The 23,572-nt window shown below is 73.0% G+C and carries 20 protein-coding genes; 8 read left to right on the plus strand and 12 right to left on the minus strand.

Going from position 1 to position 23,572, the window contains the following annotated elements; genetic code table 11:
* The first annotated feature begins 200 nt into the window (after nucleotides 1-200).
* The 3 genes from E4U92_RS09370 (at nucleotide 201) to E4U92_RS09380 (ending at nucleotide 3,113) form a co-directional block, all read left to right on the plus strand.
* Nucleotides 201-839 carry a LysE family translocator gene (locus E4U92_RS09370; protein WP_137299834.1) on the plus strand — a complete coding sequence of 213 codons (639 nt, stop codon included), beginning with the start codon at nucleotides 201-203 and terminating at the stop codon, nucleotides 837-839.
* Between the two features lie 134 nt (nucleotides 840-973).
* Nucleotides 974-2,029 carry a right-handed parallel beta-helix repeat-containing protein gene (locus E4U92_RS09375; protein WP_137299835.1) on the plus strand — a complete coding sequence of 352 codons (1,056 nt, stop codon included), beginning with the start codon at nucleotides 974-976 and terminating at the stop codon, nucleotides 2,027-2,029.
* Between the two features lie 55 nt (nucleotides 2,030-2,084).
* Nucleotides 2,085-3,113, plus strand: a complete 1,029-nt coding sequence (locus tag E4U92_RS09380; RefSeq protein WP_137299836.1) for a methyltransferase — start codon at nucleotides 2,085-2,087, stop codon at nucleotides 3,111-3,113.
* Between the two features lie 105 nt (nucleotides 3,114-3,218).
* On the opposite strand, the gene E4U92_RS09385 is transcribed toward E4U92_RS09380, so the two are convergent.
* The 6 genes from E4U92_RS09385 to E4U92_RS09410 all read right to left on the minus strand — a co-directional run bounded on the left by E4U92_RS09385 (nucleotide 3,219) and on the right by E4U92_RS09410 (nucleotide 8,694).
* Nucleotides 3,219-4,361 (minus strand): SchA/CurD-like domain-containing protein, encoded by a 1,143-nt coding sequence (locus tag E4U92_RS09385; protein ID WP_137299837.1) that lies wholly within the window; start codon nucleotides 4,359-4,361, stop codon nucleotides 3,219-3,221.
* A gap of 224 nt (nucleotides 4,362-4,585) precedes the next feature.
* Nucleotides 4,586-5,275 carry a class F sortase gene (locus tag E4U92_RS09390; protein WP_137299838.1) on the minus strand — a complete coding sequence of 230 codons (690 nt, stop codon included), beginning with the start codon at nucleotides 5,273-5,275 and terminating at the stop codon, nucleotides 4,586-4,588.
* A gap of 108 nt (nucleotides 5,276-5,383) precedes the next feature.
* Complete coding sequence (locus tag E4U92_RS09395) at nucleotides 5,384-5,911, minus strand: hypothetical protein (RefSeq protein ID WP_137299839.1); 528 nt, start codon at nucleotides 5,909-5,911, stop codon at nucleotides 5,384-5,386.
* Between the two features lie 318 nt (nucleotides 5,912-6,229).
* Nucleotides 6,230-6,991, minus strand: coding sequence for an isocitrate lyase/PEP mutase family protein (locus tag E4U92_RS09400; RefSeq protein ID WP_137299840.1), 762 nt, complete (start codon nucleotides 6,989-6,991; stop codon nucleotides 6,230-6,232).
* Nucleotides 6,992-7,069: 78 nt separating this feature from the next.
* Nucleotides 7,070-8,038, minus strand: a complete 969-nt coding sequence (locus E4U92_RS09405) for a threo-3-hydroxy-L-aspartate ammonia-lyase (RefSeq protein WP_137299841.1) — start codon at nucleotides 8,036-8,038, stop codon at nucleotides 7,070-7,072.
* An 11-nt stretch (nucleotides 8,039-8,049) separates the two neighbouring features.
* Complete coding sequence (locus tag E4U92_RS09410) at nucleotides 8,050-8,694, minus strand: helix-turn-helix transcriptional regulator (protein ID WP_137299842.1); 645 nt, start codon at nucleotides 8,692-8,694, stop codon at nucleotides 8,050-8,052.
* Between the two features lie 448 nt (nucleotides 8,695-9,142).
* On the opposite strand from E4U92_RS09410, the gene E4U92_RS09415 reads away from it, so the two are divergent.
* Both E4U92_RS09415 and E4U92_RS35850 read left to right on the plus strand, forming a co-directional pair.
* Nucleotides 9,143-11,314 (plus strand): MMPL family transporter, encoded by a 2,172-nt coding sequence (locus tag E4U92_RS09415; RefSeq protein ID WP_137299843.1) that lies wholly within the window; start codon nucleotides 9,143-9,145, stop codon nucleotides 11,312-11,314.
* Between the two features lie 306 nt (nucleotides 11,315-11,620).
* Complete coding sequence (locus E4U92_RS35850; protein WP_168725075.1) at nucleotides 11,621-12,265, plus strand: hypothetical protein; 645 nt, start codon at nucleotides 11,621-11,623, stop codon at nucleotides 12,263-12,265.
* A gap of 81 nt (nucleotides 12,266-12,346) precedes the next feature.
* Here the strand turns inward: E4U92_RS35850 and E4U92_RS35855 are convergent, their stop codons facing one another.
* Nucleotides 12,347-12,520, minus strand: coding sequence for a hypothetical protein (locus E4U92_RS35855; RefSeq protein ID WP_168725076.1), 174 nt, complete (start codon nucleotides 12,518-12,520; stop codon nucleotides 12,347-12,349).
* 92 nt (nucleotides 12,521-12,612) lie between these two features.
* The gene (locus tag E4U92_RS09425; protein ID WP_137300140.1) at nucleotides 12,613-14,199 is read right to left on the minus strand and encodes an MFS transporter; all 1,587 of its coding nucleotides are present in this window, start codon (nucleotides 14,197-14,199) and stop codon (nucleotides 12,613-12,615) included.
* A 299-nt stretch (nucleotides 14,200-14,498) separates the two neighbouring features.
* Here E4U92_RS09425 and E4U92_RS09430 point away from each other — a divergent pair, with 299 nt between their 5' ends.
* The 3 genes from E4U92_RS09430 (at nucleotide 14,499) to E4U92_RS09440 (ending at nucleotide 18,486) form a co-directional block, all read left to right on the plus strand.
* Complete coding sequence (locus tag E4U92_RS09430; RefSeq protein WP_137299844.1) at nucleotides 14,499-15,347, plus strand: MIP/aquaporin family protein; 849 nt, start codon at nucleotides 14,499-14,501, stop codon at nucleotides 15,345-15,347.
* A 63-nt stretch (nucleotides 15,348-15,410) separates the two neighbouring features.
* Nucleotides 15,411-16,928 (plus strand): glycerol kinase GlpK, encoded by a 1,518-nt coding sequence (gene glpK / locus E4U92_RS09435; RefSeq protein WP_137299845.1) that lies wholly within the window; start codon nucleotides 15,411-15,413, stop codon nucleotides 16,926-16,928.
* A gap of 145 nt (nucleotides 16,929-17,073) precedes the next feature.
* A complete protein-coding gene (locus E4U92_RS09440; protein ID WP_137299846.1) occupies nucleotides 17,074-18,486 on the plus strand; it encodes an MFS transporter in 1,413 nt (470 codons plus the stop codon).
* A gap of 94 nt (nucleotides 18,487-18,580) precedes the next feature.
* On the opposite strand, the gene E4U92_RS09445 is transcribed toward E4U92_RS09440, so the two are convergent.
* The 4 genes from E4U92_RS09445 to lnt form a co-directional block, all read right to left on the minus strand.
* Entirely contained in the window at nucleotides 18,581-20,527 is a 1,947-nt protein-coding gene (locus E4U92_RS09445; RefSeq protein WP_137299847.1) for a helix-turn-helix domain-containing protein, read from the minus strand.
* A 72-nt stretch (nucleotides 20,528-20,599) separates the two neighbouring features.
* Entirely contained in the window at nucleotides 20,600-21,397 is a 798-nt protein-coding gene (locus E4U92_RS09450; RefSeq protein ID WP_137299848.1) for a 3-hydroxybutyrate dehydrogenase, read from the minus strand.
* Nucleotides 21,398-21,451: 54 nt separating this feature from the next.
* Nucleotides 21,452-21,931, minus strand: coding sequence for an NUDIX hydrolase (locus tag E4U92_RS09455; protein ID WP_137299849.1), 480 nt, complete (start codon nucleotides 21,929-21,931; stop codon nucleotides 21,452-21,454).
* 10 nt (nucleotides 21,932-21,941) lie between these two features.
* On the minus strand, nucleotides 21,942-23,546 hold the full coding sequence (gene lnt, locus E4U92_RS09460; protein ID WP_137299850.1) for an apolipoprotein N-acyltransferase: 1,605 nt from the start codon (nucleotides 23,544-23,546) through the stop codon (nucleotides 21,942-21,944).
* Nucleotides 23,547-23,572: the final 26 nt, after the last annotated feature.

A 23,572-nucleotide genomic window follows, 5' to 3' on the forward strand; every position in this document is an offset into this window, starting at 1 on the left:
CTAGCCGGGGGGCCCGCCGGGGAGAAGACCGCCGATCCCCTATCATCGACGGCAAGGCGGGGTCGTAGCACAGAGGTAGTGCGCCGCGACATCATCTCGGAGGACGCCGGTTCGAATCCGGCCGCCCCGCCCCCTTCCGCACCGCGGCAGCCGCGGAAAAGGACGGGAACGGCGGCCCCCCACCGTGCTTCCATGGCCCCATGCCCTCCACCGACCGTCTTCTCGCCTTCGCGGCGATGTCCTTCCTGCTGATCGTGGTCCCCGGGCCCAGCGTGCTCTTCGTGGTCGGCCGCGCCCTCGCCCAGGGCCGCCGCGCCGCGCTGACCACGGTGGCCGGGAACACGCTGGGCGCCTACGTCCTCGTGGTGGCCGTGGCGCTGGGCGTCGGGTCGCTCGTGGAGCGGTCCGTGCTCGTGTTCACCGCCCTGAAGCTGGCCGGCGCGGCCTACCTCGTCCACCTGGGCGTCCGGGCCTGGCGGCGGCGCGGGTCGCTGCGGGCGGCGTTCGCCGCCGAGGGGGCCGGACGGGGCCGGCTGCGGACCCTGTGGGAGGGGTTCGCGGTCGGGGTCGCCAACCCCAAGACCATCGTGTTCTTCGCGGCGGTGCTGCCGCAGTTCGTCGACCGTGAGCAGGGACACGTGGTGGCCCAGATGCTGCTGCTGGGCCTGGTCTTCAACGCCATCGCCCTGGCGTCCGACAGCGTGTGGGGCCTGACCGCGGCCACCGCCCGGACCTGGTTCGCCCGCTCCCCGCGCCGCCTGTCCCTGGTCGGCGGAGCCGGCGGTCTCACGATGATCGGCCTGGGCATCGGGGTGGCGGCGACGGGCCGCACGGACTGAACCCCGGGCCCGCGGGGGCCGATCAGCCCTGAGGTCCCCTCGCCGCACCGCTCCGGGGAGTCGTCCGGCGGGAGACACGCCACCGGATGGACCTATCCCACGGACGCCCGAAACGCGTGCATATCGTACGGATTATGCCGAACTCTCGCATCGCATATCTGGCATGCACCGCGGCGATCGTCGGAGCGGGCCTCGGTGCCGCTCCCCCCGCCGGTCATGCGCTCCACGTCGTCAAACCGGGTGAATCGATCCAGCGGGCCGTGGACGCGGCCGAGCCCGGCGACACCGTCCTCGTCTCGCTCGGCACCTACCACGAGAGCGTCACGGTGAGCACGCCCGGTCTGACCCTGCGCGGCATGGGCCGCGGCACGGTCGTCGAACCCGGCACCCGGAAGGCCGCCGCCGGCTGCGCCGCGGACGGCAACGGCATCTGCGTGACGGGGACCGCGGGCCACCCCCTGACGGACGTCACCGTGGCCTCGCTGACGGTGTCCGGGTTCAGCCACGACGGCGTGCACGCCGCGTACACCGACCGCCTCACCGTGCGCGGCGTGACCGCGGTGCGCAACGGGGTGTGGGGCATCGCCCAGGAGCAGTCGGTCCGGGGCACGTTCCGCGGCAACACCGCCCGTGACAACGGCGACGCCGGCCTCTTCCTCGCCAACAGCGTCGCCGAGGAGCAGGGCGCCACGGACACCGACGGCACCGTCGTCGAGCACAACCGGCTGGAGGGCAACCGGATCGGCGTCACGGTGCGCCGGCTGCGCGACCTGACCGTCGCCCACAACCACCTCACCGGCAACTGCGCGGGCGTGTTCGTCGTCGGCGACGAGAACAAGCCGAAGGCCGGTGCCCTCACCGTGCGCGACAACCAGGTCGTCGCCAACAACAAGTCCTGCCCGAAGACCGCGCGGCTGTTCGCCCTGCAGGGCTCGGGCATCGTCCTCACCGGCACCGAGGACACCCAGGTCACCGGCAACGAGGTCCGGGACAACGTGGGCGAGTCGCCCGCGTCCGGCGGCATCGTCCTGCTCAAGAGCCTGGTCGGCGCCACCAACGACCGGAACCGGATCACCGGCAACCACCTCGAGGGCAACTCCCCGGCCGACCTCGTCGACACGGAGACCGGCGGCGCCAACACCTTCCAGGACAACACCTGCCGGGCCTCGCGGCCCGCGGGGCTGTGCTGACCCGCCGCAGCGCCGGTATGGACCCCACCACCCCCTCCCAGGAAGGACGCGGTACATGACGACCGCACCGACTGCTCCGCCGCCGCCCATGCGGCTCAGGGAGCTCGCGTTCGGGGCGGCGTGCGCCGCCGCCCTGCGCGCCGCCGCCCGGCTGGGTGTCGCCGACGCCCTCGGCGACACCCCGATGACCGTCGAGGACCTCGCGGCCGCCGTCAAGGCCGAACCCAAGCCGCTGCGACGGCTGTTGCGGGCGCTGGCCTGCTACGACGTGTTCGCCGAGCAGCCGGACGGGACGTACGCGCACACCGCCACCTCCCGGCTGCTGCGCGAGGACGACCCGCACAGCCTGCGTGCCATCACCCTGTGGTGCACGGAGGCGTGGACGTGGGACGCCTGGCCCAAGCTGGACGAGGCGGTCCGCACCGGCCGCAACGTCGTCGAGGACCTGTACGGCAAGGAGTTCTTCACCTACCTCAACGAGGACGCCCCCGAGTCGGCGGACGTCTTCAACCGGGCCATGACGACCTCCAGCGAGCAGTCGGCGCGGGACGTCGCGGCGCTGCTGGACCTGTCGGGCAGCGCCTCGGTCGCCGACCTCGGCGGCGGCCAGGGCCATGTGGTGGCGAGCCTGCTCGACAAGTACCCGTCGATGCAGGGCAGTCTGCTCGACCTGCCGCGGGTCGTCGAGAACGCCCTGCCGCGGCTGCTTCCGGGCGGCGACCTCGCCGACCGGGCGCGGATCGTGCCGGGCGACGTCCGTACGGCCGTCCCGGTCAAGGCCGACGTCTACGTCATCAAGAACATCCTGGAGTGGGACGACGAGAGCACGGCGCGGCTGCTGCGCAACGTCGTCGAGGCCGGCGGTCCGGGCACCCGGGTCGTCGTCATCGAGAACCTCGTCGACGACACCCCGTCGATGCGGTTCAGCACCGCGATGGACCTGATGCTGCTGCTGAACGTCGGCGGGGCGAAGCACACCACCGACAGCATGATCTCCCGGCTGACGGAGGCGGGGCTGGTCGTCGACGACGTCCGGCCGGTCAACTCGTACCTGCACGCGTTCGACTGCACCGTCCCGAAGTGACCGGTGGCGGGTGACTCCCCCGGATCACCGGGGGGCACCCGGCACGACGGCCGGCCGGGTCCGCGCTTCTCGCGGGCCCGGCCGGCCGTGGTGTGTGCGGCGCGGTCAGCCCTGCGGCGAGCGGCGGTCGGTGACCGCCCTCATCCGGGCCAGCTCCACGATCCGCGGCAGGTCGCCGTCCTGGACGCCGACCGCGTCCGGGCCGTCCAGCAGCGTGGTCAGCTCCCTGACCCGCGCGGCGCCGGACAGCCCCAGGCACCGCCCGAGACCCGCGTCGTCCAGGCCGACGCGCACGTCGAGCAGCCGTACGACGACGTCGTCCCGCTGGAAGATCGTGCTGCTCAGGACCGGGCTGCTCGGGTCGTCCGCCGCCGCCTCGTCGTGCCGGGCCAGCTCCTCGGCCAGCCGCATCCCGCACTCCGGCCGGGCCGGGTAGAACAGCGCGTGCCGCCGGGCCGTCGGGTCCTCCTGCTCCACCGTGACGTGGTGCACGGCGGGCAGCGCCGCCCGGGTGAAGAAGACGCGCGCGGAGTCGGGGTCGTCGAGGTCGCGGTCCTGCTCCAGGTACGGGTTGATGGCCTCCTCGACGGCCCGCACCTCGGGCTGCCGGGCGACGTGGCGCAGGGCCGCGAGCAGGTCACCGCGCACCTCGATGGCCCGCACCACCCGGTTGCCGTGCAGGAACAGGGAGGTGCGGCACAGCCGGGTGGTGTCGTCGACGCGCGGGTCGGGCGAGGCGTAGTCGGCGAGGATCTTCGCGACGGTCTCCTCGCTGCCCGGCTTCACCGTGAAGGTGAGCGCGTGCCGGATCACCCCGTCACCGATGCGCGGGGCGGCCTGCAGGGTCCCCTTGCCGGCCTGCGTCCCGGAGCCCCCGACCTCGCGGACGACGTGGAAACGCAGCGAGCGGGTGTCCCGGACACAGCCGTGCAGCGGCTGGACCATCCGCACGTGCTCCTCGCTGTTGACCCAGGTGAGGAAGGGCAGCGCGCTCTCCCACTCGCTGGTGACGAGCCACTGGGAGGGGTTCTCGATCGACTGGCAGAGCTGCTCGCTGACGTGCCCGGGGACGGACGCGACCTGCTTGCAGAGCTGCTCGTACGCCTCCAGGAACTGCTGCTGGGCGCCGTCGTGGACGTCGACCAGGAGGATGACGCGGAGCAGGGAGCCGTCGAACACGGACTGGGACACGCGCTGCGACGCCTGTCCGGTCGGCGGCGGCGAGACGGGCGCGGACGTGGTGGTCATCCTGGGCACAACTCCTTCGCGGGGAGGGGACGGGGACGCTGGGGGCCGCCGCGGGCGGTGGGGACGCCGTGGACGGGCGGTGCGGGACCGCCGTTGAGGGGCGGTGCGTACGGGGGCGCCGGGGGCGCGACTCGATCCTGTGCCGGTCGGCCGCGGCGCGCGATCCGTGTGGACTGCGCGGGTGACCGGCGGGCGGGGTGTCCGGCCGGGGCCGCCGTGGGGGGTCAGACCAGGTGGGCGAAGACCACGAGGTTGTCCTTGTAGTCGCGGACCGTGCGGTCGTAGACGCCCGCGCAGGTGATCAGCCGCACCTGGGCGTCGGGGGTGTCGGCGTACACGCGCTCGCTGGGGAAGTCGTCCTTGGCGAAGGTCTCGGCGGTGTCGACCTCGAAGGTCGCCTTGCGCCCGTCGGCGCGCACGACCTGGAAGACGTCGCCCTTCTCCAGCTCGTTGAGGTTGGCGAAGACGGCGGCCGACGTCTTGGTGTCGACGTGCCCGGCGATGACGGCGGTGCCCAGCTCACCCGGGGAGGCGCCGTCGGCGTACCAGCCGACGAGGTTGGTGTCGTTCGCGGGCGGCGGCTGGAGCTGCCCCGTGGAGCCGAGGGCGAGCCGGGTGAACGGCGCGTCGACCCCGATCTTGGGGATGAGCAGCCGCACGGGGCGCGACCGCGGGAGTTCGCGCACGGGCGCATCGCCGGCGGGCGACGCGGGGGCGGCGGCCTGCGGGACGGCCGGGCGGCGGGACGCGGCGGCCGCCGCGCCGGGTGCGTCGACGGCGCGGTCACGGCCGCCGAGCAGGCTCATCGCCACGAGCAGCAGGGCCACGGCGCACAGCACGGTCAGGCCGCCGCGGGACCCCTGGCCGGCCGGTTCGGGCTCGTCGCCGGAGGGGGAAGCGGGAGGGACGGTCATCGAGGATCACCTCTGGGCACGGCAGGAGGGGCGGACCGGGCGCGGACGCCGGGCGGCCGCCACACGATGCACCGGTGGCGGCCGCGGCTCTATCGCGTCCGGCATGGATCAGGCCAGGCCGTGGGCCGACTTCTTGCGGCGCGCGGCGTACAGGCCGGTTCCTGCGAGGGCCAGGACGGCCAGACCGCCCGCGGTCACGGTGGGCGCGGCCAGCGCGCCGCCTCCGGTGTGCATCCCGCCGCGGGGCTTCTCGTGGTCGCCGCTCCAGCCCTCGTTGTCCTTGTCCTTGGTCCAGGAGGAGGACTCGCCGCCCTCGTCCTTGGTCCAGGACGAGCCACCGTGGTCGCTGTCCTTGTCCTTGTAGGTCTCCGGGTCGAACTTCGGGTCGCGGGCGCCGGGGTCGTCCCCCTTCGTCATGGTCAGCGCACCGCCACCCGTGTGCACACCGCCGTGCGGGCCGTCGTGGCTCCCGCCGCCGTCGTGCTCCTTGGTGGAGGATCCGTGTTCCTTGCTCTCCTTGCTGTACGAGGAGGAGTCGTGGTCCCAGTCACCTCCGGCCGCGAAGGCCGCGGGCGCGGCGACGGCGAGGGACGCCGACGCCACCGCGGTGGCGAGGATGATGCGAACAGAACGCATGTGAGGGTCCTTCCGCCACGACCGGGCAGCTGGCTCTTCGTCAGCTGTACCGACCCGGCCCTGACTGAACCACCGTCAGTCAGGGCCCGGTCCCGCACCACTCGGGATGCTCAGGCGGGTGAACGCCGCCCCGGCGTGTCGGGCCCGCAACGCGGGGCAACCGGGTGAAACCCCGGGGAGGTGCGCGCCACGCTTGACGGAGAAGCCGCTGGCGACACGGTTCTGGCTGACGTGGCGTCAGGTCCGGGGTCCCCCGGTCGGCGGAGCCGGCGCACCCGAGGACGCACCCGAGGACGGCTCCGCCGCCCGGGGAAGCCCTCAGGGCGCCCAGGGCTTGAGCATGTCCTTCATGGTGTCCGTGAGGGCGAACTGAAGCAGCGGGCCGTAGGTGACCCGGCCGACGCCGAGGCGGCGGAAGCGCTCGAGGTCGTGCTTGACGGGGTGGGCCGTGGAGTTCACCGGGATGCCGACGGCGCCGGTCACGGCGGTCAGCAGCTCGTCGTCGTCCTGGATGCCCACCGGGTAGACGCTGTCGGCGCCGGCCCGCTCCAGGGCCCGCAGCCGCTCGACCGCCTCGTCGAGGACGCCGGAGGCGTCCTGCGCGTGCAGGAAGAGGTCGGTGCGCCCGTTCACCCAGACCGGGACGCCCGCGTCGTCGGCCGCCGCGCGCAGACCGGCGACGAAGGCGGCGTGCTCCTCGGTGCTGCGCACGCGGCCGCCGTCGGAGTGGACGGTGTCCTCGATGTTGAGGCCGACACCGCCGGCCTCGATGAGCCCGGCGACGAGATCGGCGGGCTTCTGCCCGTACCCCGCCTCCAGGTCCACGGAGACGGGGACGTCGACCGCCGCGATGATCGGTGCGACGGCGGCGATGACCTCCGCGAAGGTCTGCCCCTCGTGGTCGTCGGCCCCGCGGGAGTCCGCGAGGGGGTGGCTGCCGATGGTCAGCGCGGGGAACCCGGCGGCCACGGCGGTCCGCGCGGACCAGACGTCCCAGACGGTCGGCAGGACGAGCGGCCGGTGCTGGGCGTGCAGGTCCTTGAGGCGTTGAGCGCGCTCAACGGTGGTGTGGAGATCCATACGGGGAACGCTACCCCCGGAGCGCCGACGACCGGGCGGGCCACCGCGGTTGACGACCGGCCGGCCCGGCGCGGCGGGTCACTCCCCCAGCAGTTCCGCGAACCGCGCCGCGTCCACGTTGCCGCCCGAGGCGATCACGCCGATCCTGCACGGGCGGGGGGCGACGCGGTCGGACAGGAGGGCGGCCAGGGCGCTCGCGCCGCTGGGTTCGAGGACGATCTTCAGGCGTTCGAAGGCGAACCGCATGGCGTGGACGATCTCCTCGTCCGAGACCACCACGACGTCGTCGACCAGGCGCTGGTTCAGGGCGAACGTGATCTCGCCCGGCGTCGCCACGGCCTGTCCGTCGGCGATGGTGCGCGGTACGGGGATGACCACCCGCTCGCCGCTCGCGAGGGAGCGCCGGGTGTCGTCGCCCGCCTCCGGTTCGACGCCGATGACCCGGACGCCGGGGTGCAGCGCCTTGGCCGCGGTGGCGCTGCCCGCGATCAGGCCGCCGCCGCCGACCGGCACGAGGAGCACGTCGAGGCCGCCGGTGTCCTCCAACAGCTCCAGCGCGGCGGTGCCTTGTCCCGCGATGACGTGCGGGTGGTCGTACGGCGGGATCAGCGCGAGGCCCCGGTCCCTGGCCAGGGCCTCCCCCAGCGCGGTGCGGTCCTCGGTGTAGCGGTCGTAGGTGACGATCTCCGCGCCGTATCCGGCGGTCGCCTCGCGCTTGGAGCGGGGCGCGTCCTCGGGCATCAGGATGACGGCGGTGGTGCCGAGCTCGCGGGCGGCGAGGGCGGTGGCCTGGGCGTGGTTGCCGGAGGAGTACGCGGCGACGCCCTGGGCCAGTTGTGCGGGAGTGAGCTGTGCGACGGCGTTGTAGGCGCCGCGGAACTTGAAGGCGCCGATCCGCTGGAAGTTCTCGCACTTGACGAAGACCTCGGCGCCGACCCGCTCGTCGAGGGTGCGGGAGGTGAGGACGGGGGTGCGGTGCGCGATGCCCCGCAGGCGGGCGGCGGCCCCGCGGACGTCGTCGAAGGATACGGGCGGTACGGCGGCCATGGCGTGTCCTCTTACTTCGTGTAGTTGTAGACGGTGGCCCGGGACACCCCGAGCAGGTCGGCGATGGTCTGTGCCGCGTCCCGCTGGTCGAACCAGCCGTCGTGGTGCAGCCGGCGCACCAGCGCCCGCTTGTCGGCGCGGCTCAACGAGCGTGGGGTGGCTGCGCGTTCGGCCGACAGCGCCTCGACGGCCTGGCGCAGCTCGCGGGCGTTGCGGTCGCGCAGGGTCTCCGGGGGCTGGGCGGGGTGGCCGGTGTCGGTGGCGACGAGCTGGGACAGGGCGAGGGTCACCGGGGACAGCACGGAGACGTCGAGGTTCAGGCACAGGGCGGCGACGTACCGCCCCTCGGTGTTCTTGATGCCGATGGACGTGCTCTTCACGGGGCGTCCGTCGGGGAACCGGTTGGGGTAGTTCTGCAGCACGCCGGGGTAGTCCGGGTCGGCGATGCGGGCCAGTCCCAGTTCGGTCACGGAGTCGCCGACCTGCCGGCCGGAGAGGTTGTTCTCGATCACCCGGATCGCGTGCCGCGGGTCGCGCAGATCGTGCAGCACGACCTCGCACAGGCCCGGGAACATCCGCCCCAGCGCGACGGCGATCTTCTCGGCCTCCCGCACCAGGTGCTCGTCGGCTCCGCCGCGGTCCTGCGGTGCGTCCATACGGCCGGCCCCTGTCACCTGTCACCTGTCACTGGTCACGTGTCACCGTCCGGACGTCCTCAGCGGCCGCGTCCGACGGCATTCTTGGACTACGCGTCCACTTCTGGACTGGAAGCCTAAGCCGGGCCGCGGGCCCGTGTCCAGACCCGTCGCGATTCGGTCGTCGAGGACCGTCCGGGGACGCGAGGGCGGGGCGTTGACAAGCCGTCAGGAGGGCCCGCCCCGCCCCGGCCGGGGCACAGGGCCCGGCCGTGCGGCCCCGCCGACGTGCGTGGCGCATCGTCGCGCCTCCCCGGGGTCGTGGGGCGGAGGGATCTTGCCGCGCCACTACGATGTGAGCCTCAGCAAACGATGCGACCGGCCCTCAGGCGTGGGCCGGTCGAGGTCGCCGGTGCCAGGGTCCGCTCCCCGGGTTGCGGTGATCTTCCTGTCCAGGAGGACCTTCCGCATGTTCCGACGTATTGGCAACACAGTCGTCCGACATCCCGTCTGGACGATCGTGGCCTGGCTGATCGCCGCGGTGGCGATCGTGGCCACGGCTCCCTCACTGCCGTCGAGCAGTGACGAGAGCAGCTTCCTGCCGAAGAGTTACGAGTCCATCAAGGCGGCGGACGTGCAGCAGAAGGCGTTCCCCAGCGCCTTCACCCCGTCCGCCATCGCGCTCTACCAGCGCACCGACGGCGGCAAGCTCACCGCCGCCGACCAGCAGGACGTGGCCCGGATCACGTCCGAGCTGGGCAAGAAGCACATCGACCAGGTGCAGCGGGTGATCCCCGGCCAGCCGTCCAAGGACGGCAGGTACGCCCTCACCCTGGTGCAGATGGACAGCAAGAACGCCGGTCAGCCCAAGCAGGCCGACGCGGCGAAGGAACTCCGGGACGACGTCAAGGCGCTCACCAAGGGCACCCGGCTGGAGGCCAAGCTCGGCGGTTCGGCGGCGCAGGCCCTCGACCAGCAGGACTCCTCCAAACGGGGCGAGGCACTCATCGGCATCGGCACGTTCGTGATCATCCTGGTCACCCTGCTGATCATCTTCCGGGCGCCGATCCTGGCCGTGCTGCCGCTCATCCTGATCGGCCTGGTGTCCGCCATCGCCAACGGGCTGATCGCGTACGCCACCAAGCTGTTCGACCTCCAGGCCAACAGCTCCGTGTCGTCGATCCTCATCGTCGTGCTGTTCGGCGTGGGGACGGACTACTTCCTGTTCCTGATGTTCCGTTACCGCGAACGCCTGCGGGCCGGTGACGAACCCAAGCAGGCCATGATCAACGCGGTCGCCCGGGTCGGTGAGGCCATCGCCTCCGCGGCCGGCGCCGTCATCATCGCCTTCTTCGCGCTGGTGCTGTCCACGCTCGGCTTCCTCAAGCAGATGGGACCGGCCCTGGCCATCGCGGTCTCCGTCACCCTGATCGCGGGCCTGACGCTGATCCCGGCCGTGGTCTCGCTCATCGGGCCGAAGGTCTTCTGGCCGTCCAAGTCCTGGCAGAGGGAACCGGAGAACGCCCGCTTCGCCGCGCTCGGCCGCGGGGTGCAGCGCCGCCCGGCGCTGACCACCGCGCTCTCCGGCATCGTGCTGCTGGTGCTGTCCCTCGGCACGCTCGGCTTCAACGCCACCTTCGACCTGGCGTCGGGCTCCATGCCGAAGACCAAGGAGTCCATGGTCGTCCAGGACGAGATGCAGAAGGCGTACTCGGCGGGCGCCGCCGCACCCACCGACGTCTACCTCAGCAGCACCGACGGCAAGCCGCTCGACAAGGCCGGCTTCGACGCGTACGCCCGCAAGCTGGGCTCCGTGGACGGCGTGGCCAGCGCCAGGCTGAGCCAGCTCAACAAGGGTGGCACCACGGCCGACTTCACCGTCACCCTCAAGTACGAGGCGTCCACGGACAAGGCCATCGACACCGTGGGCGAGGTGCGCGACGTCGCCCACGCCGACGCGCCCGAGGGCACCGAGGCGCTGGTGGGCGGCATGTCCTCGATCTACAAGGACATCGACGCGGCCGTCAACCACGACTACCGCACGGTCTTCCCCGTCGCCGCCCTGCTGATCATGCTCATCCTGGGCCTGCTGCTGCGCAGTGTCGTCGCCCCCTGGTACCTGATCGCCTCGGTGGGCCTCGGCTTCGGCGCGACGCTCGGCGCCACCGTGTGGATCTTCCAGAACGGCCAGGGGCACCCGGGGCTGATGTTCATGCTCCCGGTGATCATGTATCTGTTCGTGGTGGCCATCGGCACGGACTACAACATCCTGATGATCGCCCGGCTCCGCGAGGAGGCCCGCGAGGGCCGCGACCCGCGCGAGGCGGCCGGCATGGCCCTGCGGCACGCCGGTCCCACCGTCGCGGCGGCCGGCTTCATCCTGGCGGCCACCTTCGCCACGATGATGCTGGCGGGCAACTCCCTGCTCACCGAGATGGGCTTCGCGGTGTCCTTCGGCATCGCGATCGCCGCGTTCGTCATGGCGATGTTCTTCACGCCGAGCCTGACCGCGCTGATCGGCCACGCCGCCTGGTGGCCGGGCCACGCCGACCGCGCACCGGCGGGGACGCACGGCGCGGACCGGGCCGTGACCGCGGGCGAGGAGGAAGCCGCGCACGACCCGGCGGGCCGACGCGGCTAGGGGGTTCCGTCCGGATCAGTCGGTCGTCGGTCCGGGAGTGCCGTCGAGTGATGCGCAGGGGGCGCGGATCGAGCCGTCTCTCCCGGACCGGACGCCGCAGCGGGGTGGCCGCCGGCGTGACCACCGGCCGTCCGGCGTCGCCGGCCGTGATGGACAGCACCGGCGCGTCCAGGTCGCCGGGTCCGCCGGAGGCCTGGACGTGGTGTGCGGCGACCGCCTGGGGGAAGCCGACGACAACGCCGCGAGGCGCGGTGCCAGGCGCCGCCGGCCCGGCCTGATCGACGAGACACCCCCTAGCATCACCGCATGGGTGTGGACATCACGGTGCTGGTCGTGGACTGGGCGCGTTTGGCGCGGGTGCCCGCGGAGGAACGGCTGCGGGTGGTACAGGAGGCGGCGTACGGGGACGACGACGCCGACGGCGACGGCGACGGCGACGGCGACGGCGACGGCGATGTCGTCGACGGGTGGGTGTGGCCGGCCGCGGCAGAGCGGTCCTGGCTGGGGCGGTACGAGTTCCGGGGCACACTCGGCTCGTACAAGCCGCACTTCTGGGCGGCGGAGGGGTGGGAGAAGGTCCGGGGAGCCGCGGAGGGTGAGGTGCGGGCGGCGCTGGACGAGTTCCTGGAGGGGCTGATCTGGTGGGGGCCGCGGGCCGACGTCGAGGCCGAGCAGGTGGACCCCGGGGTGTTCCCCTCGCTGGAGGGGTTGTGGCGGTCCGGGCCGGTGATCGTGCGCGGCCCGGAGACGGTGGCACGGCTGCGGGACAGGTGGCGCGAGGCCGCGCCTGGGCTGGAGCGGCTGCGGGTGCCGTACGGGGAGCTGGCGGGGCGGGAGCCGGGGCAGTGGATCGCCGGGTTCGACGAGTTCGCCGAGCTGGTGCGCGGCTGGGCGGAGGTGGTCGGCGAGGCGGCGCGCAGGGGGTGGGGGGTGATCGGCCTGCCGATCTAGGTGTGGTCCCTAGACGTCGCACAGGGAAGGTCCGCCGGGCGGTGCGCCCGGCGGACCTCTCCTCTGTGCTGCCGGCCTGCCCTACGGCAGGAAGATGGCCAGCAGTACGGCGATGACCACCACCAGCACGAGCACCAGCCACACGGGCTTCGTCCGCCGACGAGGTGAGTCTTCGGGCCCACCTCCCCGGGGCCGGTCCTCCGGCAGGGTCGCGTCATCCGGGCGGTCCCGTGTGTAGAAATCACCGTCGGCCATGTCTGACTCCCTCCGTCGCGCTCCGAGTGCCCCTCCCGGGCCTGGTCACGCACGATGCGGATGATCCATGGGACGGGTCGCGGGAGCGCTCCTCATCGACCCGGGCGCGGCCCCCGCTCGTCCCCGGCCGACGCCTGCTCCGTACGGCCCGTGCTCGTCGCGCCCTCGGCTGCCGCGTCGGCGGCCTGGGACGGGGCGACGCCGCCGGGGTGGCGCAGGGCGACGAGGAAGGCGAGGGCCATGGCGGCGGCCATGCCGTAGAACACCCACTGGTTGGCCTGGGCGAAGTCCGTGCGGATCGACGCCATGGCGTCCCGCATGGTGGTGGCCACGGGTCCGTCGCCGCTCGGGGTGTGGGCGTCGGGGTTGCCGGTGACCGACTCGGCGACGTCCCGGGAGACGGCGTGGGCGGTGCCGGAGGACAGGCCGCGCGACTGCAGGGTGTCGACGACGTGGTCGGTCAGGGAATGGGTCAGCAGGGCCCCGAAGAGGGCGAGGCCGACACTCGCGGCGTAGTTGCGCACGGTCTGCGTGATGCCGGTGACCTCGCCGTAGGAGGCGTCGATGGCCCGGTTGACGGCGTCCGTGGAGGCGGGCGCCAGGACGAAGCCGATGCCCGCGCCGGCGAGCGCGGCGTACGGCCACTGGTCGTGCATGGACAGGTCGGTCAGCTTGCCGGCCCACAGGTAGAAGCCCACGGCGCCGACGGCGCACCCGATCTTCATGGCCGGGCGGGCGCCCCGCTTGTCGAGGATGCGGCCGCCCCACTGCGAGGCGAGGGCGAAGCCGGCGAAGATGTAGAGCAGGTACAGGGCCGCCTGGTTGGGCGAGGCGCTCAGTGACACCTGCGCGTACACCGAGGCGAAGAAGAACAGCGGCACGAACGCCGTCATCGAGAAGAACAGCACCAGCGTGTCCACCGTGAACGCCCGGTCGCGGAACACCGCCAGGGTGATCAACGGGTGCCGGGTGCGCAGCTCGTAGCGGCAGAAGACGACCAGCACGGCGAGGCCGCCGACGATGCACCCCCAGGTCGCGGCGCTGCCCCAGCCCCAGGCCGACGCCTGCTGGAAGCCCAGCACGCTCAGCCCCATCCCGGCCGCCACGAGCAGGGCCCCGACGCCGTCCAGCCGTTCGTCGCGGCGGCGGTCGGGGATGCGGGCGAGGGCGGTGAGGACCAGGGCGACGACGGCGACCGGGACGTTGACCCAGAAGATGGCGCGCCAGGTCCACGCGGTGAGCCAGCCGCCGAGCAGCGGCCCGATCGCGGTCAGCGCGCCGGTCAGTCCGAAGAACAGGGCGAGGGCCCGGCCGCGGCGCTCGACGGGGAACACCGCCACCACCACCGCCAGCGCGGCCGGGAAGAGCAGCGCGGCACCCAGGCCCTGGGTGGCGCGGAAGACGATCAGCCAGGTCAGCGCGTAGTCGTCGGCGGGAACGCAGCCGCACAGGACCGAGGACACGACGAACACGACGGTGCCCAGGACGACGACCCGGCGCGGGCCCCACAGGTCGGCGAGGCGGCCGCCGAGGGCGAAGAAGGCGGCCAGTGCGAGGAGGTAGGCGTTGACGACCCACTGCATCCCCGAGCCGGACAGGCCGAGTTCGGAGACGATGCTGGGGGCCGCGATCGAAACGACGGTCTGGTCGATGTACGTCATCGCCACCGCGCACATCATCGCGGCGAGCGCCAGCGGCTGCGAGGTGGCCCGGCCGGCGCTGGTGACGTTCCGACCCCGTGTCAGGTGCGTACCGGTCACCCGGCCAGTCTGCGCCGACACCCGGGCTCCCGCATCAGCAGCGGCCGCCGGCCCCCGGCCGTCGATGCTCACCCCGCGGTCCCGGCGCCACGCGGCGGACGACTTCCGTGTTCTCCCGTCGCCCGGCGCGCCTTCGGCCCGCACCGGTCCTAAAATGATGTCCCGAAGACTCGGGGCAGTCGACGGCCGACCCTTGGGCCGGCGGGAAGCGGGCACCCATGGCTGAGCGACTCAGGAGATCAGGGCTGATCGGCGAGCTGTCAGCGGAATTCGCCGGCACGATGATCCTCATTCTCTTCGGTTGTGGCGTGGTGGCTCAGGTGGTCGCGGGCGGGGCACTCACCAATCCGCCGGGCGGCCTGGGGAACCACGACAGCATCGCCTGGGCCTGGGGCCTGGGCGTCACCCTGGGCGTGTACGTGGCGGCGAGGCTGAGCGGCGCTCACCTCAATCCCGCGGTGACGGTCGCGCTGGCGACGTTCAAGGGCTTCCCGTGGAGCAAGGTGGCTCCGTACGCGCTGGCCCAGACGGCCGGCGCCTTCGTGGCGGCCCTGCTCGTCCGGTGGAACTACACCGAGGCGCTGGCGAAGGCGGACCCCACCCACACGATCAAGACGCAGGGCGTCTTCTCCACGCTCCCCGCGAACGGCAACCCGAACCTGCCGGTCAGCGACTGGGGCGCGCTCCGCGACCAGATCATCGGCACCGCGATCCTGCTGCTGCTGATCCTGGCGGTCACGGACCTGCTCAACACGCCCCCCGGTGCCAACCTGGCGCCGTTCATCGTCGGTCTGATCGTCGTGGCGATCGGCATGGCCTGGGGTACCAACGCGGGTTACGCGATCAACCCGGCACGCGACTTCGGTCCCCGGCTGGCCAGCTTCTTCACCGGGTACGGCGGGGCGTGGCGAGATCAGTACGGGCACCTCTACTTCTGGGTGCCGATCGTCGGTCCGCTGATCGGCGGTCTGCTGGGGGCGGCCCTGTACAAGTTCTTCATCGGCCGGTTCCTGCCGACCGCTGAGCCGGAGCCCCCCGGACGGGTCCCGGCCCCGGACGAGAGCTGACCGGCTCCCGGGGCCGCCGTCGATCCGGCGGCCCCGGGAGAGCCCAACGAGAGGCGGCATTCCATGGCGGACTTCGTCGGCGCGGTGGACCAAGGGACCACCAGCACCCGTTTCATGATCTTCGACCATGCCGGCAACGAGGTGGCACGGCACCAGCTGGAGCACTCACAGATCCTTCCGCGCTCGGGGTGGGTCGAACACGACCCGGTGGAGATCTGGGAGCGCACCAACTCGGTGATGCAGACCGCGCTCCGCAACGGCAACCTCTCGGCGGAGGACCTGGCGGCCATCGGCATCACCAACCAGCGGGAGACGACCGTCGTCTGGGACCCGCGCAACGGCCGCCCCTACTACAACGCCATCGTCTGGCAGGACACCCGTACCGACTCCATCGCGGCGGCGCTGGAACGCTCGGGCCAGGGCGACGTCATCCGCCGCAAGGCGGGGCTGCCGCCGGCCACGTACTTCTCCGGCGGCAAGATCCAGTGGATCCTGGAGAACGTCGACGGGGTCCGCGAGGCGGCCGAGCAGGGCCACGCCCTCTTCGGCAACACCGACGCCTGGGTGCTGTGGAACCTCACCGGCGGTCCCGACGGCGGCGTCCACGCCACCGACGTGACCAATGCCAGCCGCACCATGCTGATGGACCTGGAGACCCTCGACTGGGACGACGAGCTGCTGGGCTTCTTCGGCGTCCCTCGGGCGATGCTGCCGACCATCTGCCCGTCCTCCCACCGGGAGGCGTTCGGCCAGACCCGTACCTCCCGGCCGCTACGGGCGGCCATCCCCATCACCGGTGTGCTCGGCGACCAGCAGGCGGCCACCGTCGGGCAGGTCTGCTACGCGCCCGGCGAGGCCAAGAACACCTACGGCACCGGCAACTTCCTGGTGCTCAACACGGGCACGGAACTGGTGCGGTCCCAGCACGGCCTGCTGACCACCGTGGCCTACCAGTTCGGCGACAGCCCTGCGGTCTACGCGCTCGAAGGCTCCATCGCCGTCACCGGTTCCGCGGTGCAGTGGCTGCGCGACCAGATGAAGATCATCAGCGATGCCGCCGAGAGCGAGCGCCTGGCGCGCACCGTCGAGGACAACGGCGGGATCTACTTCGTCCCCGCCTTCTCCGGCCTGTTCGCCCCGTACTGGCGTTCCGACGCCCGCGGCGCGATCGTCGGCCTCGCCCGGTACAACGACAACGGCCACCTGGCGCGGGCCACCCTGGAGGCCATCTGCTACCAGAGCCGTGACGTGGTGGAGGCCATGGAGCAGGACTCCGGTGTCCACCTCGACGTGCTCAAGGTCGACGGCGGCGTGACGGCCAACGACCTGTGCATGCAGATCCAGGCCGATGTCCTCGGCGTCCCGGTCAGCCGCCCGGTCGTCGCCGAGACCACCGCGCTCGGCGCCGCCTACGCCGCCGGCCTGGCCACCGGTTTCTGGCAGGACACGGACGAACTGCGCACCCACTGGCAGGAGTCCAAGCGCTGGGAACCCCAGTGGTCGGAGGAACAGCGCGAGGAAGGATACGCGGGCTGGAAGAGGGCGGTGGAGCGCACGCTCGACTGGGCCAAGGTCGAATAGGTTCACGTTTCCACGAGCCGGCATGGTGGCCGGGCGCATAGCGAAGGCTCTAACTATGTTGCCCGGCCACATGTGCGCCTGACGTGCGGATTCCTACGGTGTGGCGGTACCCAACGTCCCCGTCACACTGCAGGAAGTGGTGCCGATGTCGTCGCCCGCAACCGCTCCACCGGCCCCGAACAACCTCAAGCGCATCGTCGCCGCCAGCCTCATCGGGACCACCATCGAGTGGTACGACTTCTTCCTCTACGGCTCCGCGGCCGCCCTGGTCTTCAACAAGCTGTTCTTCCCCGGCTCCGACCCGCTGGTCGGCACCCTGCTGTCGTTCCTGACCTACGCCGTGGGCTTCGCGGCCCGGCCGCTCGGCGCGCTGGTCTTCGGGCACTACGGGGACCGGCTCGGCCGCAAGAAGCTGCTGGTGCTGAGCCTGCTGCTGATGGGCGGGGCGACCTTCGCGATCGGGCTGCTGCCGACCCACGCCAGCGTGGGCACCGCGGCCCCGGTGCTGCTGACCCTGCTGCGGCTGGTGCAGGGCTTCGCACTCGGCGGCGAGTGGGGCGGCGCCGTGCTGCTGGTGTCCGAGCACGGTGACGCACGGCGACGCGGCTTCTGGGCCTCCTGGCCGCAGACCGGCGCGCCCGCGGGGCAGTTGCTCGCGACCGGCGTGCTGTCCCTGCTGACCGCGGTGCTCTCGGACGACGCGTTCACCAGCTGGGGCTGGCGCGTGCCGTTCCTGCTGTCCGGGGTGCTGGTCCTGGTCGGGCTGTGGATCCGCCTCTCGGTCGACGAGTCCCCCGTCTTCCGGCAGGCCCTCGCCGCCGCCGAGGCGCGCAGGGCCGCGCGCGGCGCGGACGCCGCCGAGAAACTGCCGCTCGTGGCCGTGCTGCGCCACCACTGGCGGGACGTGCTCGTCGCGATGGGCGCGCGGATGGCGGAGAACATCTCCTACTACGTCATCACCGCCTTCATCCTGGTGTACGCGACCACCTCCGCCGACATGTCCAAGCAGACCGCCCTGAACGCCGTCCTCATCGCCTCGGCCGTGCACTTCGCCGTCATCCCGGCCTGGGGCGCGCTCTCCGACCGCGTCGGCCGGCGTCCCGTGTACCTGTTCGGCGCGGCCGGCATCGGGCTGTGGATGTTCCCCTTCTTCCGGCTCGTCGACACCGCGAGCTTCGGCAACCTGGTCCTCGCCGTCACCGTCGGACTGGTGCTGCACGGCGCGATGTACGCACCCCAGGCCGCCTTCTTCTCCGAGATGTTCGGCACCCGGATGCGCTACTCCGGTGCCTCCATGGGCGCCCAGTTCGCCTCCGTCGCGGCCGGTGCCCCGGCGCCGCTGATCGCCACCGCCCTGCTGTCGGACTACGACTCCTCGACGCCGATCGCCCTGTACGTCATCGCCGCGGCGCTGCTCACGCTCCTCGCCGTCGGAGTGGCCAAGGAGACCAGGCACCGGGACCTGGCCGACGTCGACGCCTCGGCAGCGGAGGAGGAGGCGGAGGCGACCGGGGAGGCCCCCGCCCCGGCGGCCGACGCCCGCACCGCGGGGGCCTGACCCGGATCACCGGCACCGCTCCTCGGCCCCCGTACGCGCCCGGCGTACGGGGGCCGGTGCCGTTCGTGGGGGTTCAAGGGCCGGTGGTGCCAGGTCAGCTCGGGGCCGGGCCCGCCAACCGGTGCAGGCGCAGGGCCAGTTGTATCTCCAGGGCGCGGGCCGGGCTCTGCCAGTCGTCGCCCAGGAGACGGCCGACGCGCTCCAGGCGCTGGGCGACGGTGTTGACGTGGACGTGCAGGGCGTCCTTGGTGCGGGCCGGACTCATGCCGCAGGCGTAGTAGGCGTCGAGGGTGCGCACCAGATCGGTGCCGCGCCGCGCGTCGTAGGCGACGACCTGGCCGATGGTGCGCTCGACGAAGCCCCCGATGTCGCGGTCCCCGGCCAGCAGCAGGCCCAGGAAGCCGAAGTCCTCGGCGGCGGCGCCGTCGCCGGCCCGGCCCAGCAGCCGCAGCGCGTCCAGGCAGCGGCGGCCCTCCTCGTACGCGGCGACCAGCGCCTCCGGGTCGGCGGCGGGATGGGCCACGGGCGCGGAGGCGCCGACGGTCACCGGTTCGTGGACGGCGGTGCCCAGGTGGCGCGCGGTGCGGCGGGCGAGGTCGGTGGCGGTGTCGCCGGGGGCGAGGGGCAGCAGCAGGACGGTGCCCCCGTCGCGGGCCGCCGCGAGGCCCTGCCGGGTGGCGGCGAGGTGGGAGGCGGCGGACCACAGGCGGCGGCGGGCGTCCGCCTCGTGGTCGGCGTCGGGGGCCGCGGCGTCGAGGCGGGCGGCCAGCACCACGTGGGTGGCGTCCAGGTCGGCGCCCAGCCGTGCGGCACGGTCGCGCAGCAGGCGCGGGTCGCGGTCGCGGGCGTCGAGCAGGTCGTCGAGGAGTTCGCCGCGCACGCGCTGTTCCGCCTCGGCGGCGGACCGGCGGGCCAGCAGCAGCAGCGAGGTGACCATGGCGGCCCGCTCCAGGGTGCGCTGGTCGACCGGGTCGAGACCGGGGTGGCCGCGCAACACCAGCGCGCCGAGGAGTTCACCGCCCGCGGTGACCGCGGCGATCCAGTCGTCGCGGTGCGGCACGGCGTGGCCCTCGGCGCGGGAGGCCTTCAGCGCGTCGGCGGGCGCGGCCTCCGCCTCGGTGAACTCGACGGTGCCGTCGAGGACTTCGGAGACCGCGGCGGCCACGTCGTGGACCCCGCCGCCGCGCAGGACGAGCTCGGCGAGCCGGTCGTGGACGTCGGAGGCGCGCTCGATGACGCCGCTGCGGTCCTTGATGATCTCGTTGGCGCGCTCCAGGTCGGCGAGGGCGGAGCGCGTCTCGGTGAGCAGGTTGGCCGTGTCGATGGCGGCCGCCGCGAGCGCGGCGAAGGAGCCGAGCAGCGCGATCTGCTCGCGTTCGAAGACGCGGGCCCGCCGGTCGGCGGCGAACAGCACCCCGATCACGTGCGGCCCCAGCATCAGCGGCACGCCGAGGATCGCGACCAGGCCCTCGTCGCGCACGCCGGCGTCGATGCTGGTCGTGTGGCGGAAGCGTTCGTCGCGGAAGTAGTCGTCGGTGACGTACGGCCGGGCCGTCTGGGCGACGAGCCCGCCCAGTCCCTCGCCCATGCCGAGGCGCAGCTGCTGGAAGCGGGCGGCCACCGAGCCCTCGGTGACGCGCATGTAGGTGTCGCCGCGCGCCGGGTCGTTGAGGCTGAGGTAGGCGACGTCGGTGCCCAGGAGCGAGCGGGCGCGCTGCACGATGGCCTGCAGGACGGCGTCCACGTCGCGCAGCCCGGCGAGGTCGTGGGCGGTCTCGAACAGCGCCGACAGCTCGGCCTCGCGCCGGCGCCGGCCCTCCAGCTCGGCGCGCACGCGCAGCGCGAGCAGCTTGGCGTGCTCCAGGGCGGCGATCCGCTCGGCCGGTCGGCCCTCGGCGCGGGCGCGCAGCAGCGGCTGCTCGTAGGCGTCGGCGGTGGCGCCCCGGGCCAGCAGGTCGAGGAAGGGCGCCTCGGTGTCGCTCGGCGGCGCCGCACCGTCGTCGGTGGGGCGCTCGGCGGACTGCACGTGATCGCGGGACATGGTCACAGGATTCCCCATGGCCGTCCCGCGCCGTCAGCCCTGTGGAAAACTCCGGAGGCCATCGGACCGCGGTCAGTGCGCGGTCCAGCCGCCGTCGAGGACGAGCGACGTGCCGGTCATGAAGGACGCCTGCGGGCTGCACAGGTAGGCCACGGCCTCGGCGACCTCCTCGGGTTCGATCAGCCGCTTGACGGCGCTGTCCTGGAGCAGCACCTCGGTCAGCACGCGCTCCTCGGGGACGCCGTGGGCCTGTGCCTGGTCGGCGAGCTGCCGGGCGACCAGCGGGGTGCGGACGTAGCCGGGGTTGACGCAGTTGGAGGTGACGCCGTGCGCGGCCCCTTCGAGGGCGGCGGTCTTGGACAGGCCCTCCAGGCCGTGCTTGGCGGCGACGTACGCCCCCTTGTAGGGCGAGGCGCGCAGTCCGTGCACCGAGGAGATGTTGACGATGCGGCCCCAGCCCTGTCCGTACATGTGCGGCAGGGCGCCGCGGATGAGCCGGAAGGGGGCCTCCAGCATCACGGTGAGCACGGTGTGGAAGACGTCCGGCGGGAACTCCTGCAGCGGGCGGACCAGTTGCAGTCCGGCGTTGTTGACCAGGACGTCGGTGCCGTGGGCGGCCAGTTCCGCGGCGTCCAGGTCGGTCAGGTCCAGGGCGTGCGGCTCGACGGTGCCCGGCAGGTGGGCGGCGCTCTCGGCGAGCTCCTCCACGCCCCGCGCGTCGCGGTCGACGGCGCGTACCTTGGCCCCGGCGGCCGCGAGCCGCAGCGCGCAGGCGCGGCCGATGCCGCCGGCGGCGCCGGTGACGAGCGCGGTACGGCCGCCGAGGTCGAGCGTGGGGGCGTGGGGGCCGGGGACGGCGTGGGAGGTCATGCTTCGACCCTAGGCACCACTCCCCCGCCGCCACATGTGGGCGCCACCCATATCTCAGAGAGGGCTAGTGGGGTCGAACCATGTGGGTGCGTCGGACAGGGCCTGCTTGATCCGGGTCAGCCCGAACTCGTTCAGCTCGGGCAGCGCGTCCACGGCGAACCAGCCCACGTCCAGCGACTCGTCGTCGTTGACCCGGGCCTCGCCGCCCACGGCACGGCAGCGCAGGGTGATGTCCATGTACTGGCAGACGTCGCCGTTCGCGTACGTCACCGGGCTCAGGGCCTGCACCAGCACCACCCGCTCCACGACGCAGCGCACCGCCGTCTCCTCGTACACCTCGCGCACGGCGCAGGCGGCGGGCTGCTCGCCGGGCTCCGGGATGCCGCCGATCACCGACCACTTGCGGGTGTCGGTGCGGCGGTTCAGCAGCACGCGGCCCCGGTCGTCGAAGACGAGGGCGGTGACACCGGGCAGCCACAGCAGTTGCTGCCCGGCCGAGGCCCGCAGGGCGCGGATGAAGTCGGGAGTCGCCATGGCCCCGACCCTAACCGGCCCGCCGTCCCCGCAGGCCGGCGCCGACCGCCCAGCCGACGCCGCCCGCGGCGATCAGGACCAGGGCCATCTCCGGCAGGATGCCCAGCCGGGTCGCGGGGGTCTCGGAGGAGCGCAGCGGCACCTTCTGGACCAGGGAGTCGGCCACGAACATGCCGGTCCGCTGCGTGATCCTGCCGTCCGGCATGATGATCGCGCTCACCCCGCTGGTGACCGGCACGGTGACCGTGCGGCTGTGCTCGACGGCGCGGACCCGGGACATCGCGAGCTGCTGGTAGGTCATCTCGCTGCGGTCGAAGGTGGCGTTGTTGCTCGGCACGGAGATCATCTGTGCGCCGTGGGTGACGGTGTCGCGCACGGCCCAGTCGAAGGCGGCCTCGTAGCAGGTGGCGAGCCCGACCCTGGTGCCGCCGATGTCGAACACGCCGGGCTTGCTGCCCCGGCTGAAGTCCTGGCGGACCATCGTGGTCCAGTTCTTGTTGATCGCGCCGAGGAGGGAGCGCAGCGGGAGGTACTCGCCGAACGGCTGCACCTGGCGCTTGTCGTAGGTCTGGGTGGGGCCCTTCACCGGGTCCCACAGGATCTGCTCGTTGTAGAGCTTGCCCTCGCGCTCGACGACACCGCCGACCGAGACGGGCGCGCCGATCGCCTCGGCCGCCTTGTCGGTCACGTCGGCCGCGTCGGCGTAGGCGAAGGGATCGATGTCGGAGGAGTTCTCCGGCCAGAGCACGAAGTCGGGCCGGGGCACCTCACCCGCCGCGACCCGGGCGGCCAGCCGTTCCGTCTCGCGCGCGTGGTAGTCGAGCACGGCCCGGCGCTGGGCGTTGAACTCCAGGCCGAGGCGCGGCACGTTGCCCTGGATGACGGCGACCGTCGCGGTGCCGTCCTCCGCCCGGTCGCTCACCAGGGGCCGCGCGGCGAGGGCGCCCAGCACGGGCACGGCCACGCCGAGCAGGGCGATCGCGGCGGCCGACCGGCTCACCTCGCGCGTGCGGCGCCGGTCCAGGACGAGGCGGACGACCTCGTACAGGGCGAACCCGCACAGGACCACCGCGAAGCCGAGGACCGGTGTGCCGCCCACCGCGGCGAGCGGCAGGAACACACCGTCCGCCTGGCCGAAGGCGATCTTGCCCCAGGGGAAGCCGCCGAACGGCACCCGCGCGCGGACGGCCTCCCCGGCGGTCCACAGCGCCGCCGCCCACAGCGGCCAGGCGGGGAGCCGGGACACGGCCGCCACACCCACGCCGACGAGGGCGACGAGGACCGCCTCGACGGCGACCAGGGCGAGCCAGGGGCCGGGGCCGACCTCGACGCCGGTCCACACCAGCAGCGGCAGCAGGAAGCCCAGCCCGAAGAGGTAGCCGAGTCCGGCGGCCGCTTTCCAGCCACGGCCTCGCAGCACCCACCCGAACAGGGCGAACGCGGGCAGGGCCAGCCACCACAGGGTGCGCGGCGGGAAGCTGACGTAGAGCAGCACTCCGGAGAGCGCCGCGACGGCGGCCGGGACGAGACGCAGGAGCCGGGCGGCACCCGAAGGCCGCGTGGCCTGGGGCTCCAGCTGGTCCGACGGGCCGACGGGAGGTGCGGAGACGGTCACTCCGGGAGTGTACGGCGGTGGGCGCC

Source organism: Streptomyces galbus (assembly GCF_005280195.1).
GTDB lineage: Bacteria > Actinomycetota > Actinomycetes > Streptomycetales > Streptomycetaceae > Streptomyces > Streptomyces galbus.

Coding starts and splice junctions, on each gene's coding strand:
- E4U92_RS09375 (WP_137299835.1), top strand. CDS start 974: ATGCCGAACTCTCGCATCGCATATCTGGCATGCACCGCGGCGATCGTC.
- E4U92_RS09410 (WP_137299842.1), bottom strand. CDS start 8,694: ATGGACGCACCGCAGGACCGCGGCGGAGCCGACGAGCACCTGGTGCGG.
- E4U92_RS09445 (WP_137299847.1), bottom strand. CDS start 20,527: ATGTCCCGCGATCACGTGCAGTCCGCCGAGCGCCCCACCGACGACGGT.
- E4U92_RS09415 (WP_137299843.1), top strand. CDS start 9,143: ATGTTCCGACGTATTGGCAACACAGTCGTCCGACATCCCGTCTGGACG.
- glpK (WP_137299845.1), top strand. CDS start 15,411: ATGGCGGACTTCGTCGGCGCGGTGGACCAAGGGACCACCAGCACCCGT.
- E4U92_RS09455 (WP_137299849.1), bottom strand. CDS start 21,931: ATGGCGACTCCCGACTTCATCCGCGCCCTGCGGGCCTCGGCCGGGCAG.
- E4U92_RS09440 (WP_137299846.1), top strand. CDS start 17,074: ATGTCGTCGCCCGCAACCGCTCCACCGGCCCCGAACAACCTCAAGCGC.
- E4U92_RS09370 (WP_137299834.1), top strand. CDS start 201: ATGCCCTCCACCGACCGTCTTCTCGCCTTCGCGGCGATGTCCTTCCTG.
- E4U92_RS09405 (WP_137299841.1), bottom strand. CDS start 8,038: ATGGCCGCCGTACCGCCCGTATCCTTCGACGACGTCCGCGGGGCCGCC.
- E4U92_RS09385 (WP_137299837.1), bottom strand. CDS start 4,361: ATGACCACCACGTCCGCGCCCGTCTCGCCGCCGCCGACCGGACAGGCG.
- E4U92_RS09400 (WP_137299840.1), bottom strand. CDS start 6,991: ATGGATCTCCACACCACCGTTGAGCGCGCTCAACGCCTCAAGGACCTG.
- E4U92_RS09450 (WP_137299848.1), bottom strand. CDS start 21,397: ATGACCTCCCACGCCGTCCCCGGCCCCCACGCCCCCACGCTCGACCTC.
- E4U92_RS09395 (WP_137299839.1), bottom strand. CDS start 5,911: ATGCGTTCTGTTCGCATCATCCTCGCCACCGCGGTGGCGTCGGCGTCC.
- E4U92_RS09380 (WP_137299836.1), top strand. CDS start 2,085: ATGACGACCGCACCGACTGCTCCGCCGCCGCCCATGCGGCTCAGGGAG.
- E4U92_RS09425 (WP_137300140.1), bottom strand. CDS start 14,199: ATGATGTGCGCGGTGGCGATGACGTACATCGACCAGACCGTCGTTTCG.
- E4U92_RS35855 (WP_168725076.1), bottom strand. CDS start 12,520: ATGGCCGACGGTGATTTCTACACACGGGACCGCCCGGATGACGCGACC.
- E4U92_RS35850 (WP_168725075.1), top strand. CDS start 11,621: ATGGGTGTGGACATCACGGTGCTGGTCGTGGACTGGGCGCGTTTGGCG.
- E4U92_RS09430 (WP_137299844.1), top strand. CDS start 14,499: ATGGCTGAGCGACTCAGGAGATCAGGGCTGATCGGCGAGCTGTCAGCG.
- E4U92_RS09390 (WP_137299838.1), bottom strand. CDS start 5,275: ATGACCGTCCCTCCCGCTTCCCCCTCCGGCGACGAGCCCGAACCGGCC.